This window comes from Streptomyces sp. NPDC087310, from assembly GCF_044744405.1.
Lineage (GTDB): Bacteria > Actinomycetota > Actinomycetes > Streptomycetales > Streptomycetaceae > Streptomyces.
This window is the reverse complement of sequence record NZ_JBIUYF010000009.1, coordinates 110,280-129,014: the sequence shown is the minus strand read 5'-3', so window position 1 is coordinate 129,014 and position 18,735 is coordinate 110,280. Positions and strand designations below refer to the sequence as shown.

The following is an 18,735-nucleotide window of genomic DNA, read 5'->3' as shown; positions in this document are numbered from 1 at the left end:
CCTCGGCCTCGGACTGCCCGCGTACCCCGACCTCGACACGCTCGCCGCCGCCCGCCCGGCGGCCGGGCCGGTGTTCGCCACCCTGTCGGGCGGACCGGGGACGGACGCCGTCCACACCGCCACGCACGAGGCGCTGGCCCTGGCACAGGCGTGGACCGGCGACGAACGCTTCGACGGATCCCCTCTGGTCGTGGTGGGCCGGGGCGCGGTCGCGACGGCCGGGGACGAGGACGTGCCCGACCTGGCCGCGGCGGCCGCACACGGGCTGCTGCGCTCGGCGCAGTCGGAGCACCCCGACCGGATCGTCCTGGTCGACATCGACCACACCGGGGATTCCACGGCCCTGCTGTACGCCGCGGCCGCCTCCGGTGAGCCCAACGTCGCCGTACGCGAAGGCGAGTTGCGCGTACCGCGACTGGACCGCGTACCGGCGGACGCCGAGGCGCCGACCGGGTCGTGGGATCCGGACGGTACGGTGCTGATCACCGGCGGCACCGGTGTGCTGGGCGGCCTGGTCGCCCGGCATCTCGCCGCCACCCACGGGGTACGGCGTCTCCTGCTGACCAGCAGGCGCGGCGCCGCTTCCCCGGGCGCCACCGAACTCGCCGCGGAGCTGGCGGCGTTGGGCGCCGAGGTGACCGTCGCGGCCTGCGACGCCGCCGACCGGGACGCCCTGGCGGCCCTGCTGGCCGGCCACCGGATCACCTCCGTCGTGCACACCGCCGGTGTACTGGACGACGGGGTCATCGGCGCACTCACCCCCGAACGCGTCGACACCGTCCTGCGGCCCAAGGCCGACGCGGCACTCCACCTCCATGAACTCACCCACGATCTGGACGCGTTCGTGCTGTTCTCCTCGGCCGCCGCCGCGTTCGGCGCCCCCGGACAGGGCAACTACGCGGCGGGCAACGCCTTCCTCGACGCGCTCGCCCAGCACCGCAGGGCCCGCGGGCTGCCCGCCGTATCGCTCGCCTGGGGACTGTGGGAGCAGTCCAGCGCGATGACCGGCCACCTCGGCACGGACGACCTCGCCCGGCAGCGCGCGACCGGAGCCCTCGCGCTCCCGTCGGCGGAGGGGCTACGGCTCTTCGACGCGGCGACGGCCCCGCCCGGCGCGGACCCGGTGACCGGCGTGGACTCAACGGCGGTTCAGGGTGCGGCACTTCTCCTGCCGCTGCGGCTCGACCTCGCCCGGCTGCGCGCCTCCGCCGCCCCCGTCCCCGCGCTGCTGCGCGGACTCGTCAGGACCGCCGCGCGCCCCACCGCCGGTACGGCCACCACCGACGGCTCGGGGCTCGCCCACCGGCTGACCGCCCTCCCCGTCGAGCAGCAGCACCGCGAACTCCTCGACCTGGTACGGGGCCACGCCGCTGCCGTACTCGGTCACCCGGGACCGGAGGCGATCGACCCGGACACGGCCACCCGCGACCTCGGCTTCGACTCGCTCACCGCCGTGGCGCTCCGCAATCAGCTCGCCGAGGCGACCGGGCTGCGGCTGCCCGCCACCCTCGTCTTCGACCACCCGACCCCGGCCGCGCTCGCCACCACCCTGCGCACCCGGCTGACCGGCATCTCCGAGGCACCGGCCGCACCGGTCGCCGGGACCGTCGTACCGTCCGACGACCCGATCGCCGTCGTCGGGATGGCCTGCCGCTACCCGGGCGGGGTGCGCTCGCCCGAGGACCTGTGGGAACTGGTGGCGGCGGGCGGCGACGCGATCGCCGCGATGCCCGGCGACCGGGGCTGGGACATCGACGGGCTCTACGACCCCGACCAGGACCGCACCGGCACCTTCGCCACCCGCGAGGGCGGATTCCTCTACGACGCCGCCGAGTTCGACCCGGCGTTCTTCGGGATCTCCCCGCGCGAGGCCCTGGCCATGGACCCGCAGCAACGGCTGCTGCTGGAGACCTCGTGGCAGGCGTTCGAACGGGCCGGTATCGACCCCGCGACGGCGCGCGGCAGCAGGACCGGTGTGTTCGTCGGCGTCATGTACCACGACTACGGCGCCGGGGCGGACGCCGTACCCGAGGACGTCGAGGGGTATCTCGGCGGCGGTACGGCGGGCAGTGTCGCCTCCGGCCGCGTCTCCTACACCCTCGGACTCGAAGGCCCGGCGGTCACCGTCGACACCGCCTGCTCCTCCTCACTGGTCACCCTGCACCTCGCCGCGCAGGCACTGCGGGCCGGCGACTGCACCATGGCGCTCGCGGGCGGCGCCACGGTGATGTCGACGCCCGGCACCTTCGTCGAGTTCTCCCGGCAGCGCGGCCTCGCCGCCGACGGCCGCTGCAAGTCCTTCGCCGCGGGCGCGGACGGCACCGGCTGGGGCGAGGGCGCCGGAATGCTCCTCCTGGAACGGCTCTCCGACGCCGAACGCAACGGCCACGACGTGCTCGCGGTCGTCCGCTCCACCGCGATCAACCAGGACGGCGCCTCCAACGGCCTCTCCGCGCCCAACGGCCCCGCCCAGCAACGGGTGATCCGCCAGGCCCTGGCCAACGCCCGGCTCTCCTCCGCCGATGTCGACGTGGTCGAGGGACACGGTACGGGGACCACGCTCGGTGACCCGATCGAGGCGGATGCCGTACTGGCGACGTACGGACAGGACCGTGAACACCCGCTCTGGCTCGGCTCGTTGAAGTCGAACATCGGCCACACCCAGGCCGCCGCCGGGGTCGCGGGCGTCATCAAGATGGTGCAGGCGCTGCGACACGGCCTGCTGCCCCGCACCCTGCACGTGGACGAACCGAGCCCGCACATCGACTGGACGGCGGGAGCGGTACGGCTGCTCACCGACGCCCGGCCGTGGCCCGACACGGGACGGCCGCGCCGCGCCGGTGTCTCCTCGTTCGGAGTGAGCGGCACCAACGCGCACGCCATCCTCGAACAGGCCCCCGAGGCGCCCGTACCCGACCATCGGGACGGCCCGGCCCCCGGTGCGGTGCCGTGGGTGCTGTCGGCGAAGACCGCCGAGGCGCTGCGTGCCCAGGCCGGGCGGCTGGCCGCGCGGGCGACGGACCGGCCGCCGGGCGATGTCGGCCTGTCCCTCGCGACCACCCGTACCCGCTTCGAGCACCGGGCGGTGGTGATCGGCGCGGACGGCGCCGCGCTCCTCGCGGGCACGGACGCCCTGGCGCACGGCGAGCCCAGGGCCGATGTCGTCGAGGGCGTCGCGGACCTGCGCGGCCGTACCGTCTTCGTCTTCCCCGGCCAGGGCTCCCAATGGGTCGGTATGGCAGGCGAGTTGATGGAGTCCTCGCCGGTGTTCGCGGCCCGGATGGCGGAGTGTGAGGACGCGCTGTCGCCGTACACGGACTGGTCGCTGTCCGACGTCCTGGGCGACGGCGAGGCGTTGGAGCGGGTGGAGGTGGTGCAGCCCGCGCTGTTCGCGGTGATGGTGTCCTTGGCCGCGCTCTGGCGCTCGTACGGTGTGGAACCCGCGGCGGTCGTCGGGCACAGCCAGGGGGAGATCGCCGCCGCCTGTGTCGCCGGCGCGCTCTCCCTGCCCGACGCCGCCAGGATCGTCGCCCTGCGCAGCCGGGCCATCGCCGCGACCCTGGCCGGTCACGGCGGCATGATGTCGCTGGCGCTCTCCGTCGCCGAAGCCGAGAGTGAACTCGCGCACCGGGACGGCCGGATCACCCTCGCCGCGGTCAACGGCCCCCGCTCCGTGGTCGTGGCGGGGGAGCCGGCCGCCCTGGAGGAGCTGCGGGCCGCCGTCGAGGAGAGCGGCCGGCGGGCCCGGCGGATCCCCGTCGACTACGCCTCGCACACCGCCCACGTCGAGGCGGTCGAGGCCGAACTCCTCGCCACCCTGGCCGATGTGGCGCCGAGGGCCGCGACCGTGCCGTTCTTCTCCACGGTCACCGCCGGATGGCTCGACGGCACCCGACTCGACGCCGCGTACTGGTACCGCAATCTGCGCGAACCGGTCCGCTTCGAGGAGGCCGTCCGGGAACTCGCCACGCACGGCTTCGACTTCTTCGTCGAGACGAGCGGCCATCCGGTGCTGACGGTGGGCGTACGCGAGACGCTCGACGCCCTCGACTCGCCCGCCGTCACCCTGGGTTCGCTGCGCCGCGACGACGGCGGACCCGATCGCTTCCTGCGGTCACTGGCGGAGGGGCATGTCCGCGGGCTGGCCGTCGAGTGGACGCCCGCTTTCCCGGGGGCACGCCGTACCGCCCTGCCCACCTACGCCTTCCAGCGCGAGCGCTACTGGCTGGAGTCCGGCAGGCAGCGCGCGACCGCCCCGCGGGACGCGACGGACCGCGCGTTCTGGGCCGCCGTCGAGCGCGCGGACCTGGCCGAGCTGACCGGCACCCTCGCCCTGACCGGGGACGAACCCCTCAGCGCCGTACTGCCCGCGCTCTCCTCCTGGCGGCGACGCCACCGGGAACGCTCCCGTACGGACGGCTGGCGCTACCGGACCACCTGGCAGCCCGTCGCCGCCACGCGCCGGCCGGCGGCCGGCACCCGCCTGGTCCTGCTGCCCGCCACCGGCGACGGGGCCGCGTGGGCCGACGCGCTCGGCGACCCCACGGTACGGATCGTGGTGGACGCCGACGACCGGGCCACCCTCGCGGCCCGGCTGCGCGCGGTACGGGACGCGCTGCCCGACGGCGGCCGGATCACGGGCGTGGTCTCGCTGCTGGCCCTGGACGGACGCGCCGGGCCGGCCGGGACCGCCGTGCCCGTGGGTACGGCCGCGACCCTCACCCTGGTCCAGGCCCTCGGCGACGCCGACGTGGACGCCCCGCTGTGGCTGCTCACCCAGGGCGCCGTCGCGGTCGGCCCCGAGCGGCTCGCGCGGGTGCCCCAGGCGCAGATCTGGGGGCTCGGCCGGGTCGTCGCCCTGGAGCACCCGGAACGCTGGGGCGGCCTGATCGACCTGCCCGAGTCGCCCGACGGGGCCGCGGCGGAGCGGCTGGCCGGGGCGCTGACCCGTACCGACGACGAGGACCAACTCGCGATCCGCGCCTCCGGTGTGTACGCCAGGCGCCTCACCCGAGCGCCCGAGACGTCACGCACGTCGTCGTCCACGTCGTCCCCCACGTCTTCGTCCGCGGCGGTATCGGACGCGGCGGTCCCGGACGCGACCTGGCGTCCGTCCGGGACCTGGCGTCCGTCCGGGACCGTCCTGGTCACCGGCGGTACCGGCGCCCTCGGCGCGCGGGCCGCCCGCTGGCTGGCGGCGTCCGGGGCGGGCCACCTCGTCCTCACCAGCAGGCGCGGCCCCGAGGCGCCCGGTGCGGCCGAACTCACCGCCGAACTGCGCGCATTGGGCGCCGAGGTGACCGTCGCCGCCTGCGACGCCGCCGACCGTGACGCGACGGGACGGCTGCTGGCCGAGCACCCGCCGACCGCGGTCGTCCACACCGCGGGCGTGCTGGACGACGGTGTCCTCGACCACCTCGACACCGGCAGGCTGGAGACGGTGTTCGGCCCCAAGACGGCCGCCGCGACCGTCCTCGACGCGCTGACCCGCGACCTCGGCCTCGATCTCTCGGCGTTCGTCCTGTTCTCCTCGGCCGCCGGAGTGCTGGGCAGCGCCGGACAGGCCAACTACGCCGCCGCCAACGCCCATCTCGACGCGCTCGCCGAACAGCGCCGTGCCGACGGCCTGCCCGCCACCTCCGTGGCCTGGGGCGCCTGGGCGGACAGCGGGCTCGCCATGGACGCGGGCGTCGTGGAGCGGCGGCTCCAGCAGGGCGGCGTCCTGCCCATGGCCCCTGACCTCGCCCTCGGCGCGCTCCAACAGGCCCTGGACCAGGGCGATACGGCGGTGATGGTCGCCGACATCGACTGGCAGCGCTTCACCGGCGCGGGCGCGGGCCGGACCCGCCCCTGGCTCGGCCGGCTGGCCGGCGCCCCGACCGCCCCCGACAGGACCGCACCGGACGCGGCACCGGACCTCGTCCGGCAACTCCGGGGCCAGGGCGCCGCCCAGCGCGCCCGCACCCTGCGGACGCTCGTCCGGACCCAGGCCGCCGTTGTCCTCGGCCACCGCGGCCCCGCATCCGTCGACGCGGGACGGGCGTTCCGCGACCTCGGCCTCGACTCCCTCACCGCCGTCGAACTGCGCAACCGGCTCGGCGCGGCCACCGGACTGAAACTGCCCACCACCCTGGTCTTCGACCATCCGACGGCCGCCCTCCTCGCGGACCGCCTGGAGCACGAACTCTTCGGCGCCGGCGAAGCGCCCGCCCCGGACGAGACGTCCGCCCCGGGCGACGCGCCCGCCGCGGACGACGCGCCCGCGCCGCTCGCCGCGACCGACAGCGACCCCGTCGTGATCGTCGCCATGAGCTGCCGGTTCCCCGGTGGCGTACGGAACCCGGACGACCTGTGGGAGCTGCTGGCCGCCGGGCGCGACGCCGTCGGCGCGTTCCCGGACGACCGCGGCTGGGACCTCGACGCGCTCCACCACCCCGACCCGGACCACCGGGGCACGACGTACACCCGGCACGGCGCCTTCCTCCACGACGCGCCCGACTTCGACGCCGACCTGTTCGGGATATCGCCGCGCGAGGCCCTGGCCATGGACCCGCAGCAGCGGGTGCTCCTGGAGACGGCCTGGGAGGCGTTCGAGGGCGCGGGCATCGACCCGGCCACCCTGCGGGGCAGCCGGGCCGGGGTCTTCGTCGGCACCAACGGGCAGGACTACGCGGGCGGTCCCGGCGACGCGCCCGAAGGCACCGAGGGCTATCTGCTGGCGGGCAACGCGGCCAGCGTCGTGTCCGGACGCATCGCCTACACCTTCGGCCTGGAGGGCCCGGCCGTCACCGTGGACACCGCCTGCTCCTCCGCGCTGGTCGCCCTGCACTGGGCGGCCCAGGCCCTGCGCCAGGGCGAGTGCACACTCGCCCTGGCCGGCGGGGTGTCGGTGATGTCGACCCCGGCCGCGTTCGTGGAGTTCTCCCGGCAGCGCGGCCTCGCCCCCGACGGCCGGTGCAAGGCGTTCGCCGACTCCGCCGACGGTACGGGCTGGGGCGAGGGCGCCGGGCTGGTCGTGCTGGAACGGCTCTCCGACGCCGAACGCCACGGCCATCCGGTACTGGCGCTCGTGCGCGGCAGCGCCGTCAACCAGGACGGCGCCTCCAACGGACTGACCGCGCCCAACGGCCCCGCCCAGCAGCGGGTGATCCGCCAGGCCCTCGCCCACGCCCGGCTCTCCCCGGCCGACATCGACGCCGTCGAGGCGCACGGCACCGGCACCACCCTGGGTGACCCGATCGAGGCGCAGGCCCTGCTCGCCACGTACGGGCAGCACCGTGAACGCCCGCTGTGGCTCGGCTCGGTCAAGTCCAACCTCGGCCACACCCAGGCCGCGGCGGGCATGGCCGGAGTGCTGAAAATGGTGCAGGCCATGCGGCACGCGACCCTGCCCAGGACCCTCCATGTGGACGCGCCGACCTCCCAGGTCGACTGGTCGGCGGGCGCCGTGTCGCTGCTGACCGAGGAGCGGCCCTGGGAAGCGGGCGAACGGCCGCGCCGCGCCGGGGTGTCGTCCTTCGGCGTGAGCGGTACGAACGCCCACCTCATCCTCGAACAGGGACCGGCGGCCCCGTCCCGTCCCGTACCCCCCGTCGCACCCGACCCCCTGCCCCTGCCGGTCGTCCTGTCCGGGCGGACCGAACCGGCCCTGCGCGCCCAGGCGTCGAGGCTGCGCGCGCATCTGTCCGCGCGCCCGGACGACACGCTCCTGGACCTCGCGTTCTCGCTGGCCACCACCCGCTCCGCGCTCGACCGGCGCGCCGTGGTGCTCGCCGGCTCCCGCGACACGCTGCGGAGCGGACTCGACGCGCTCGCCGAGGGCCGGAGCGCCGCCGGAGTCGTCACCGGCGCCGCCAGGACCGGGCGGAGCGTCGCGTTCCTGTTCTCCGGGCAGGGCTCGCAGCGCGCGGGCATGGGGCGCGAACTGTACGACGCGTACCCCGTGTTCGCCCGCGCGCTCGACGAGATCTGCGCGGAACTCGACCCGCTCCTCGACCCCCGGCTCGGCGGGTCCCTGCGTACGGCCATGTTCCGCGGCCCCGCCCAGGACAGCGCCCCCCTCGACCGCACCGAGCTGACCCAGCCCGCCCTCTTCGCCCTGGAGATCGCCCTCCACCGGCTGCTGGACCACTGGGGCATCACCCCGGAGTACGTGGCGGGCCACTCCGTCGGCGAGATCGCCGCCGCGCAGGTCGCGGGCGTCCTGTCGCTGCCCGACGCCGCCGCCCTGGTGGTGGCGCGCGGACGGCTGATGCAGGCACTGCCCGGCGGCGGCGCGATGCTCGCCGTGAACGCCCCCGAGGCGGCCGTCCTCCCCCTGCTGGCGGAGCACGAGGGCCGCGTGGCCCTCGCCGCCGTCAACGGGCCGGCCTCCGTGGTCGTCGCCGGTGACGAGGACCCGGTCACCCGGATCGGTGAACTCCTCACCGCCGCCGGGGTACGGACCAGGCGGCTGCGGGTCAGCCACGCCTTCCATTCGCCGCACATGGACGGGATGCTGACGGAGTTCCGCCGGATCGCCGACGGATTGACGTACGGCACGCCCCGTATCCCCGTCGTGTCGGCGCTGACCGGCCGGAGCGTCACCGACGAGATGGGCACGGCGGAGTACTGGACCCGGCACGCCCGCGACGCCGTCCGGTTCCACGACGCCGTCGGGACCCTGCGGGACCTCGGCGTCACCGTCTTCGTCGAACTCGGCCCGGGCAGCGCCCTCACCCCGATGGTGGTGGAATCCCTCGGCGACGGGGCGAGCGCCCTCCCCGTACTGCGCGGGGACCGGACGGAGACCGACGGCGCGCTCGACGCGCTGGCCCGGCTGCACGTCGCCGGGGTGAGCCCCGACTGGGCCGCCTTCCACGCCGGTTCCGGCGCGGCGCGCGTCCCCCTCCCCTCGTACGCCTTCCAGCGCAGCCGGTACTGGATGGAGCGCCCCGCACCCGCCGCCGACCTCGGCTCCGCCGGGCTCACCGTCTCCGGGCATCCGCTGCTCGGCGCCGGGGTGCCGCTCGCGCACGGCCCGGGCGCGCTCTTCACCGGCTCGCTCTCGGTACGGACCCACCCCTGGCTGGCCGACCACACGGTCTCCGGCGTGACCGTCCTGCCCGGCACGGCCTTCGTGGAACTCGCGGTGCACGCCGGGGACCAGGTCGGCTGCGCCACCGTGGAAGAACTCACCATCGAGGCACCCCTGGTGCTCCCGGAACGCGGCGCCGTCCAGGTCCAGCTCTGGGTCGACGGACCCGACGCCTCGGGACGCCGCGCACTGACCCTGTACGGACGGGCCGGCAACGACGACCCGGACGCACCGGCCGCGTGGACCCGGCACGCCGGCGGAGTCCTCGCGCGGGCCGCCACCGCGCCGGGGGACGCCCTCACGGCGTGGCCGCCCTCCGGCGCCGAGCCGGTACCGGTCGACGACCTGTACCGTACGGTCGCCGACGCCGGGTTCGGCTACGGACCGGTCTTCCGCGGGCTGCGCGCCGCGTGGCGCCGGGGCGACGAGGTGTACGCCGAGGTCGCCCTCCCCGAGGAGAACGGGGCGGCCGACGAGGCCCGCCGGTTCGGCCTGCACCCCGCCCTGCTCGACGCGGCGCTGCACACCGTCGCGCTCTCCCGGGCCGGCCAGGACGGCATCGGACGGATGCCGTTCGCCTGGTCCGGGGTGGCCCTGCACGCCTCGGGGGCCGCCGCGCTGCGCGTACGGCTCACCGCCACCGGGACGGACACGGTCGCCCTGACCGTCGCCGACCCGGCCGGGGCGAGCGTCGCCACCGTGGAGTCGCTGAAACTCCGCCCGGTCGCCGCCGGGCTCGGCGCGGCCCCCGCCAGGACCGACGCCCTCCACACGGTGGAGTGGACCCCGCTGGGGACGGCGCCCGTCGACATCCCCGTCAACACCCCCGACAACTCCGTCACACCCGTCGCGTCCGTCGCGCCCGTCGTACGGATCGCCACGGCCGCCGATCTCGCCGCGCTGGACGAGGTACCCGGCCTCGTCGCCGTGGCACCGCCCCGCACGGCGGGCACGGCGGCCGACCAGGCCCGCGGTGCCGTGCACCGGACGGTGGAGCTGCTTCAGGCATGGCTGGCGGACCCCCGGTGCGCCGGATCCCGTCTCGCCTTCCTGACCAGCGGCGCTGCGGGGCCCGACGGTCCCGGCGGTCCCGGCACCTTCGGCCCCGACAGTCCGTACGGCGCCGACACGCTCGACGGCCTCGGTCAGGCGCCCGTCTGGGGCGCGGTGCGCTCGGCGCGCGCCGAACACCCGGGCCGGTTCCTCCTCGTGGACGCCGACGACCCGGCCGCCTGCCTCGCCCTGCTGCCCTCCCTCGCCACGCTGGACGAACCCGAACTGGCCGTACGCGCCGGGGCGGTCACCGTGCCCCGGCTGACCCGGCTCTCCTCCGACGACGCGCTCGTACCCCCCGCCGGGACCGCCGCCTGGCGGCTCGACATCCCCGTCCAGGGCACCCCGGACAACCTGCGCCTGGTCGGGGAACCGGCCGCCACCGCACCGCTGGACGACCACGAGATCCGGGTCGCGATCCGCGCGGCGGGCGTCAACTTCCGCGATGTCCTCACCACCCTGGGCGCCTACCCCGGCCCCGCCGTCATCGGCATCGAGGGCGCCGGCGTCGTCACCGGGACCGGCGCCGGGGTGGCCGACCTGGCGCCCGGCGACCGGGTCGCGGGCATCTTCTCCGGCGCGTTCGGACCGATCGCCGTCACCGACCACCGGATGGTCGCGCGACTCCCCGAGGACTGGTCCTTCGAACAGGCGGCGTCGGTCCCCGTCGCGTTCCTGACCGCGTACTACGCCCTCACCGACCTCGCCGGCCTCAAGGAGGGCGAGTCCGTCCTCGTCCACGCCGCGGCCGGCGGGGTCGGCATGGCCGCCGTACAACTCGCCCGGCATCTGGGCGCCGAAGTGTACGGCACGGCGAGCCCCGGCAAATGGGACACCCTCACCAGGGCGGGGCTGCCCGCCGACCGCGTCGCCTCCTCCCGTACGACCGACTTCGCCGGCCAGTTCCTGACCGCCACGCACGGCCGCGGCGTCGACGTCGTCCTCAACGCGCTCACCGGCGAGTTCATCGACGCCTCGCTGCGGCTGCTGCCCCGGGGAGGCCGCTTCCTGGAGATGGGCAAGGCGGAGATCAGGACCGCCGACGCGGTGGGCACCGGCCATCCGGGCGTCGCCTACCGGGCGTTCGACCTCATGGAGGCGGGGCCCGCGCGCATCCGGGAGATGCTCACCGACATCCTCGGTCTGTTCGCGTCCGGCGCGCTGACCCCGCTGCCCGTCAGGACCTGGGACGTGCGCCGCGCCCGGGAGGCGTTCCGCCACCTCGGCCAGGCCCGGCACATCGGCAAGGTCGTCCTCACCGTGCCCCGCCCGCTCGACCCGTCCGGCACCGTCCTGATCACCGGCGCGAACGGCGCCCTGGGCTCACACATCGCCCGCCACCTCGTCACCGCACACGGCGCCCGCACCCTGCTCCTCGTCGGCCGCGGCGGCGCCGACGACCTGCGCGACGAACTGCTCGCGCTCGGCGCCGACGCGACCTCCGCGGCCTGCGACGTCACCGACCGCGACGCCCTGGCCCGGCTGCTCTCCGGGGTCTCCCTGACCGCCGTCGTCCATTGTGCGGGCGTCCTCGACGACGGCGTGGTCACCGCGCTGACCCCCGACCGGATCGACACCGTCCTGCGCCCCAAGGTGGACGCCGCGCTCCATCTGCACGAACTGACCGCCCACCACGACCTCGCCGCGTTCGTGCTGTTCTCCTCGGCCGCCGCCGTCTTCGGCAGCCCGGGGCAGGCCGCCTACGCCGCGGGGAACACCTTCCTCGACGCCCTGGCCCGGCGGCGGCGTGCCGCCGGACTGCCCGCCCAGTCGCTCGCCTGGGGCCCCTGGGCCCCGGACGACGGCATGACCAGCCAGCTCACCTCCACCGACCTCACCCGCGTCGCCCGCGGCGGCATGGCCTCCCTGACACCGGCCCAGGGCCTGGCGCTGTACGACGCGGCAGGCGCCGCCGACCAGGCCCTCGTCGTCCCCGTACTCCTGGACCTCGCCGCGCTGCGCCCCCGGGCGGCGAGCACCGAAGGGCCCGCGGCCCTGCTCCGCGGCCTCGTCACCGCGCCGGCCCGGCGGACGGCGTCCCCGGCCGGAACCGCGGCGTCCGCGACCGCCCCCGAGTGGCCGCGCCGGCTCGCCGCCCTGACCGCCGCCGAACGCGACCAGGTCCTCGGTGAACTCGTCAGGACCGAGGCCGCCGCCGTCCTCGGCCATGCCACGGCCGACGCCATCGACCCCGACCGGGGCTTCCTCGACCTGGGCTTCGACTCGCTGACGGCGCTGGAACTGCGCAACCGGATGAACGCCGCCACCGCGCTCCGCCTCCCCGCCACCCTCGTCTTCGACCACCCGACCCCCCTCGCCCTCGCCCGGCACCTGCGCGACGCACTGGCCCCGGACCCCGGGACGGATCCGGCGGGTCCCACCGCCACCGCCACCGCCTCCGACGACAGCACCGACACCGCGGGACCCCCGCCGGAGAACCCCATCGACTCCATGGAGCTCGACGGACTGCTTGAGCTGGCGTACGAGAACGCCGACTCGGACTTGGAGATGTCATGACCGGCACCGGCGCCCCCACCGGAACCGAGCAGAGGATCGTCGACGCGCTCCGGGCGTCCCTCAAGGCCAACGAGAGACTGCGGCGGCAGAACGACGAACTCACCGCCGCCTCCGCCGAGCCGCTGGCGATCGTGGGCATGAGCTGCCGCTTCCCCGGCGGGGTCGCCACCCCCGACGCGCTGTGGGAGCTGATCTCCGCCGGGCGGGACGCGCTCACCCCGTTCCCCACGGACCGCGACTGGGACCTGGCGGCGCTCTACGACCCCGACCCGGACCGGGCCGGCACCTCGTACGTCCGCGTCGGCGGCTTCCTCCACGACGCGGCCGACTTCGACGGGGCCTTCTTCGGCATCTCGCCCCGCGAGGCCGCCGCGATGGACCCGCAGCAGCGCCTCTCCCTGGAGACCGCCTGGGAGGTGTTCGAGCACGCCGGGATCGACCCGGCGACCCTCCGCTCCAGCCGGACCGGTGTCTTCGTCGGCGCCGCCGACCAGGGGTACGGCACCCGGCTGCGGCCCCCGCCCGAGGACCTGGAGGGGTATCTGCTGACCGGCAGCGCCGCCTCCGTCATCTCGGGGCGGATCGCCTACACGCTCGGCCTGGAGGGCCCGGCGCTCACCGTCGACACGGCGTGCTCCTCGTCGCTGGTCGCCCTCCACCTCGCCCGACAGGCGCTGCGCCGCGGCGAGTGCTCGCTCGCCCTGGCGGGCGGGGTGTCCGTCATGGTGACCCCGGGCACCTTCGTCGAGTTCAGCAGGCAGCGCGGGCTCGCCGCCGACGGCCGCTGCAAGTCCTTCGCCGCCGCCGCCGACGGCACCGGCTGGGGCGAGGGCGCCGTCATGGTGCTGCTGGAAAGGCTCTCGGACGCCGAACGCCACGGCCATCCGGTACTGGCGCTCGTGCGCGGCAGCGCCGTCAACCAGGACGGCGCCAGCAGCGGTCTGACCGCCCCCAACGGCCCCGCGCAGCAGCGCGTCATCCGCGAGGCGCTGGGCGCAGCCCGGCTCACCCCGGCCGACGTGGACGCCGTCGAGGCGCACGGCACCGGCACCGCCCTGGGCGACCCGATCGAGGCACAGGCGCTGCTCGCCACGTACGGGCAGGACCGCGAACACCCGCTCTGGCTCGGCTCGGTCAAGTCCAACATCGGCCACACCCAGGCCGCCTCCGGGCTGGCGGGCGTGGTCAAGACGGTGCTGGCGCTGCGCCACGGCGTACTGCCGAGGACGCTGCACGTCGACGCGCCGACCCCGCGCGTGGACTGGGAAGCGGGCGCCGTGTCGCTGCTGACCGAGGCGCGGCCCTGGGTACGGCACGGGCGCCCCCGGCGGGCCGGGGTGTCCTCGTTCGGCGTCAGCGGCACCAACGCCCACGTCGTCCTGGAGGAAGCACCGGTCGCACCGGCCGTTCCCGAAGCCGCCGTACCGCGCCCCGGCGTCCTGCCCTGGGTCCTGTCGGCCAGGAGCGAGGAGGCGCTGCGCGCCCAGGCGGCGCGGCTGGCCGCCCACCTCACCACCAGGTCCGGCGACAGCCTCGCCGACATCGGCTACTCCCTCGCCACCACCCGCTCCGCCTTCCCGCACAGGGCGGCCGTGGTCGCCGCCGACCGGGAGACGTTCCTGCGCGGCCTGGACGCGCTCGCCACCGGCGCGCCCGGCCCGGTCAGGGGCACCGCGCGCCCCCACCCCAGGACGGCCTGGCTCTTCTCGGGACAGGGCGCCCAACGGCCCGGCATGGGACGGGACCTGGCCGACGCCTTCCCCGCCTTCGCGGACGCCCTGGACGAGGCGTGCGCGCAGCTCGACCCGCGACTGCCCCGCCCGCTGCGCGAGGTCATGTTCGCCGCCGAGGGAACACCGGAGGCGGCGCTCCTGGACCGTACGGAGTTCACCCAGCCCGCGCTGTTCGCCTTCGAGGTGGCCCTGTTCCGGCTGTTCACGTCGTGGGGGCTCACCCCGGACCTGCTGCTCGGCCACTCCATCGGCGAGATCGCCGCCGCGTACGCCGCCGGTGTGCTGTCCCTCCCGGACGCGTGCGCGCTGGTCGCGGCCCGGGGCCGGCTGATGCAGGCACTGCCCGAGGGCGGCGCCGTCGTATCGGTCAGGGCCGAGGAGGACGAGGTCGCCGCCTCGCTGGCCGGCCGGACCGGCCGGCTGGGCGTCGCCGCCGTCAACGGGCCCGCCTCCACGGTCATCGCCGGGGACGAGGAGGCCGTCATGGAGGCCGCCCGGTACTGGGAGGCGCGGGGGCGCAGGACACGGCGGCTGCGCGTGAGCCACGCCTTCCACTCGCCGCTGATGGAACCCATGCTCGCCGAGCTGCGGACCGTCGTCGCGGGCCTCACCTTCTCCGCGCCGCGTATCCCGGTCGTCTCCACCCTCACCGGAGAGCCCGCGACCCCCCTGGACGAACCGGAGTACTGGGTACGGCAGGTCAGGGAGCCCGTCCGGTTCCGCGACGGCGTCCGCGCCCTGGAACGGCTCGGCGCCCGCACGTATCTGGAGATCGGCCCCGACGCGGTCCTCACCCCGATGGCCGAGACCTGCCTGACCGGACCGGCGGCCCTGGTCGCGGCCGTCCGCAGGACCGGCGGCGGGCCGCTCGGCGCGCACACCGCGCTGGCCGAACTCTTCGCGGACGGCGCGCCCGTGGACTGGCCCGCCGTGTTCCCCGGAGCCGGGCGCGTGGACCTGCCCACGTACGCGTTCCGCCGCCGCCGCTTCTGGGCGAGCGCGGGACCGTCGGCCGATGTCGGCGCCGCCGGGCTCACCCCGGCGGGACACCCGCTGCTCGGCGCCACCCTGGAGCCCGCCGCCGGGGGAGGCCCCGTCTTCACCGGACGGCTCTCGCTGCGCTCCCACCCCTGGCTCGCCTACCACGCCGTCGGCGGTACGGTCCTCTTCCCCGGCACCGGCTTCCTCGAACTGGCCTTCCACGCGGGGGCGTACGTCGGCTGCGGACGCGTCGACGAACTCCTCGTCGAGGCGCCCCTCGTCCTCGGCGAGGACGGCGCGGCCCGGGTCCAGGTCACCGTCGGCGAACCCGGCGAGCACGGCACCCGTACCGTCTCCGTCCACGCCAGGCCCGACGGCGCCGACCTGCCGTGGACGCTCCACGCGAGCGGCGTGCTCGCACCGGACACCGAACCGGCCGGCTTCGACCTCACCGCGTGGCCGCCCGACGGGGCCACCCCGCTGGAGGTCGACGGGCTCTACGCCTCCGTCGCGGACCTCGGCTACGACTACGGCTCCGCGTTCCAGGGCGTACGGCGTGCCTGGCGGCGCGGCGCGGAGACCTTCGCCGAGGTCCGCCTCCCCGGCGAACAGCGCGAGACGGCGGGCGCCTTCGGCGTGCACCCGGCGCTGCTGGACGCCTCCCTGCACGTGCTGGGCCTGTCCGCCGGCGACGAGGACCGGGGCGCCGCCACGCACCGGCTCGTCTTCTCCTGGAACGGCGTACGGCTCCACGGGAGCGGCCCCGCCGAGCTGCGCGTACGCATGACGTCCACCGGGCCCGACTCCGTCACCCTGGACGCGGCCGACGCCACCGGCCACCCCGTGGTGTCCATCGGCTCCCTCGCCCTGCGGAGCGTCGCCGCCGACCGGCTCAGGGCCGCGACAGGGGCCGTCCGCGACGCCCTGTTCCGTATCACCCTGGCCGAACTGCCCCCGGCGGGGGCGGAGTTCCGGGCCCTGCGGCTGGTGGCGCTGGAGGACGGGGACGGCACCGCGTACGGGGCGCCCGGCACCGCCTCGTACGCCGGTCTCGAAGCCCTCACCAAGGCGATCGACGACGGCCTGCGCGTCCCCGACGCGGTCGTCGTGCCCTGCCTGTCGGGCCGGGACGCCCACGGGGCCACCCACCGGGCGCTCGACCTCGTGAGGGAATGGCTCGCCGACGACCGGTTCGCCCCGTCCCGGCTGGTCTTCCTCACCAGCGGCGCGGTGGGGGAGGGCGTCACCGACCTGGTGCACGCGCCCCTGTGGGGCCTGGTCAGGTCGGCCGCGAGCGAACACCCGGACCGCTTCGCCCTGGTGGACCTCGACGACCCGGCGGACCGGCACCGTACGCTGCCCGCCGCCCTCGCCCACGGCGAGACCGAGGTGATCGTCCGGGCCGGGACCCCGTACGCGCCCCGCCTCGCGCGGCTCGCCGCCTCCGGCCGTACCGTCACCACGGACCCGGCGGGCACCGTCCTCGTCACGGGCGCCACCGGGGCGCTCGGCGGCCTGGTCGCCCGGCACCTCGTGCGCGCGCACGGCGTACGGAGGCTGCTGCTGCTCAGCCGCAGCGGAGCCGCCGCCGAGGGCGCGGACCATCTCCTCGCCGACCTGCGGGAGTTGGGCGCGGAGGCCGAGTTCGCCGCCTGCGACACGGCCGACCGCGCGGCCCTCGCCGACGTGCTGGGACGGGTGCCGGCCGACCGTCCGCTGACCGCCGTGGTGCACACGGCGGGCGTCCTCGACGACTCCGTCGTCACCGAACTCACCCCCGGCCGGCTCGACCGGGTGCTGCGCCCCAAGGTCGACGGCGCGCTCAACCTCCACGAACTGACCGCCGACGCCGACCTCACGGCCTTCGTGCTCTTCTCCTCGGTCGCGGGCATCGTCGGCACCCCCGGCCAGGCCAACTACGCCGCCGCCAACGCCTTCCTGGACGCCCTCGCCGGACACCGGCGCGCGGCCGGGCTGCCCGCCACCTCGCTGGCCTGGGGGCTCTGGGCACCGGGCGGCGGCATGACCGGCACCCTGGACGACTCCGACCGGGCCAGGATCACGCGCTCCGGGATGCGGGCCCTGTCCGCCGAGGACGGACTCGCCCTGTTCGATCTCGGCTGGGCCCAGGACGAGGCGGTCGTCGTCCCCGCCGCGTTCGACCTCGCGGGGCTGCGGGGACGCGCCCGCACCGGCGGCGTCCCCGCGCCGCTGCGTACCCTGGTGCCCCCGCCGCCCCGCCGGGCCGGGACACCCGCCGACGCCCCCTCGCTCGCCCGGCGCCTGGCCGGCCTCCCCGAGGACGGGCGGGACGGCGCGGTACTCGAACTGGTCCGGGGTCTCGCGGCCGAGGTGCTCGGCCACCGGTCCCCGGAGGCGGTCGGCCCCGAACAGGACTTCATCGAGATGGGGTTCGACTCGCTGACCACCGTGGAACTGCGCAACTGCCTCGCGGAGGCCGTCGGTTCACCGCTCCCGGCCACCCTGCTCTTCGAGTGCACGACGCCCCGCGCCCTCGCCGCCCGGCTGCGCTCCGTGGTGGCGGTACCCGAACAGGCCGCCGGACCGAGGCCGTCGGCCGAGTCCGGGGCGGGCCTGAGCGCCCTGTTCCGCGCGGCGTGCGACGACGGCCGGTTCGAGGCGTTCGTCCATCTGCTGGGCGACGCCGCCTCGTTCCGGCCCACCTTCACCGACGGTACGGGCCCGGCGCCGAGGCCGCTGCGGCTCGCGACGGGGGAGGAGACCCCCGGGCTCTTCTGCTTCCCCTCGTTCCTGGCCATCGCCGGACCCCAGCAGTACGCGCGGTTCGCCGCCGCCTTCCGCGGCGTACGCGAGGTGACGGTGCTCCCCGAACCGGGGTTCACGGACGGCGGTCCCCTCCCGGCCGACGTCGGCGCGCTCGTCGCCCTCCACGCCGAGACGGTACGGCGCCACGCGGGCCCCACCCCGTACGCCCTGCTGGGCCACTCCTCGGGCGCGATGATCGCGTACGCCGTCGCCGCCCGTCTGGAAGAACTCGGCGCCCCGCCGCGGGCCGTGGTGCTCCTGGACGTCGTCCCGACGGACGTGCACGCGCTCCCCGGCTTCCAGTCCGATCTGGCGGCCGGTCTGCGGGAGCGGGACGGGGACGCCGCCTCGCTCGACGACCAGCGCCTCACCGCCATGGGCGGCTACGTCCGGACCTTCGCGGCCTGGGAGCCCGCGGAGATCTCCGTACCCACCCTGCTGGTGCGGGCGGGGGAGAACCACTGGTCCTCGGCCTGGCCGCACCCGCACACGGCCGTGGACGCGCCCGGGGACCACTTCACGATGCTGGAGGCCCACGCGGGGGAGACGGCCCGCCTGGTCCAGGAGTGGCTGTCCGGCCTCTCCTGA

The 18,735-nt window shown here is 76.1% G+C and carries 2 protein-coding genes (1 of these 2 cut by a window edge); both read left to right on the top strand.

The annotated features are described in order from the left end of the window. Window positions 1-12,646, top strand: partial view of a type I polyketide synthase gene (locus ACIO3P_RS31430; RefSeq protein ID WP_401849948.1) — the 3' portion only. 8,927 nt of this gene lie to the left of the window's left edge; the window shows 12,646 of its 21,573 coding nt (coding positions 8,928-21,573); its start codon lies off the left edge, out of view; the stop codon is at window positions 12,644-12,646. Beyond that, the gene (locus tag ACIO3P_RS31425) at window positions 12,643-18,735 is read left to right on the top strand and encodes a type I polyketide synthase (RefSeq protein WP_401978245.1); all 6,093 of its coding nucleotides are present in this window, start codon (window positions 12,643-12,645) and stop codon (window positions 18,733-18,735) included. Before ACIO3P_RS31430 ends, ACIO3P_RS31425 begins: the two co-directional genes overlap by 4 nt.

Coding starts and splice junctions, on each gene's coding strand:
- ACIO3P_RS31425 (WP_401978245.1), top strand. CDS start 12,643: ATGACCGGCACCGGCGCCCCCACCGGAACCGAGCAGAGGATCGTCGAC.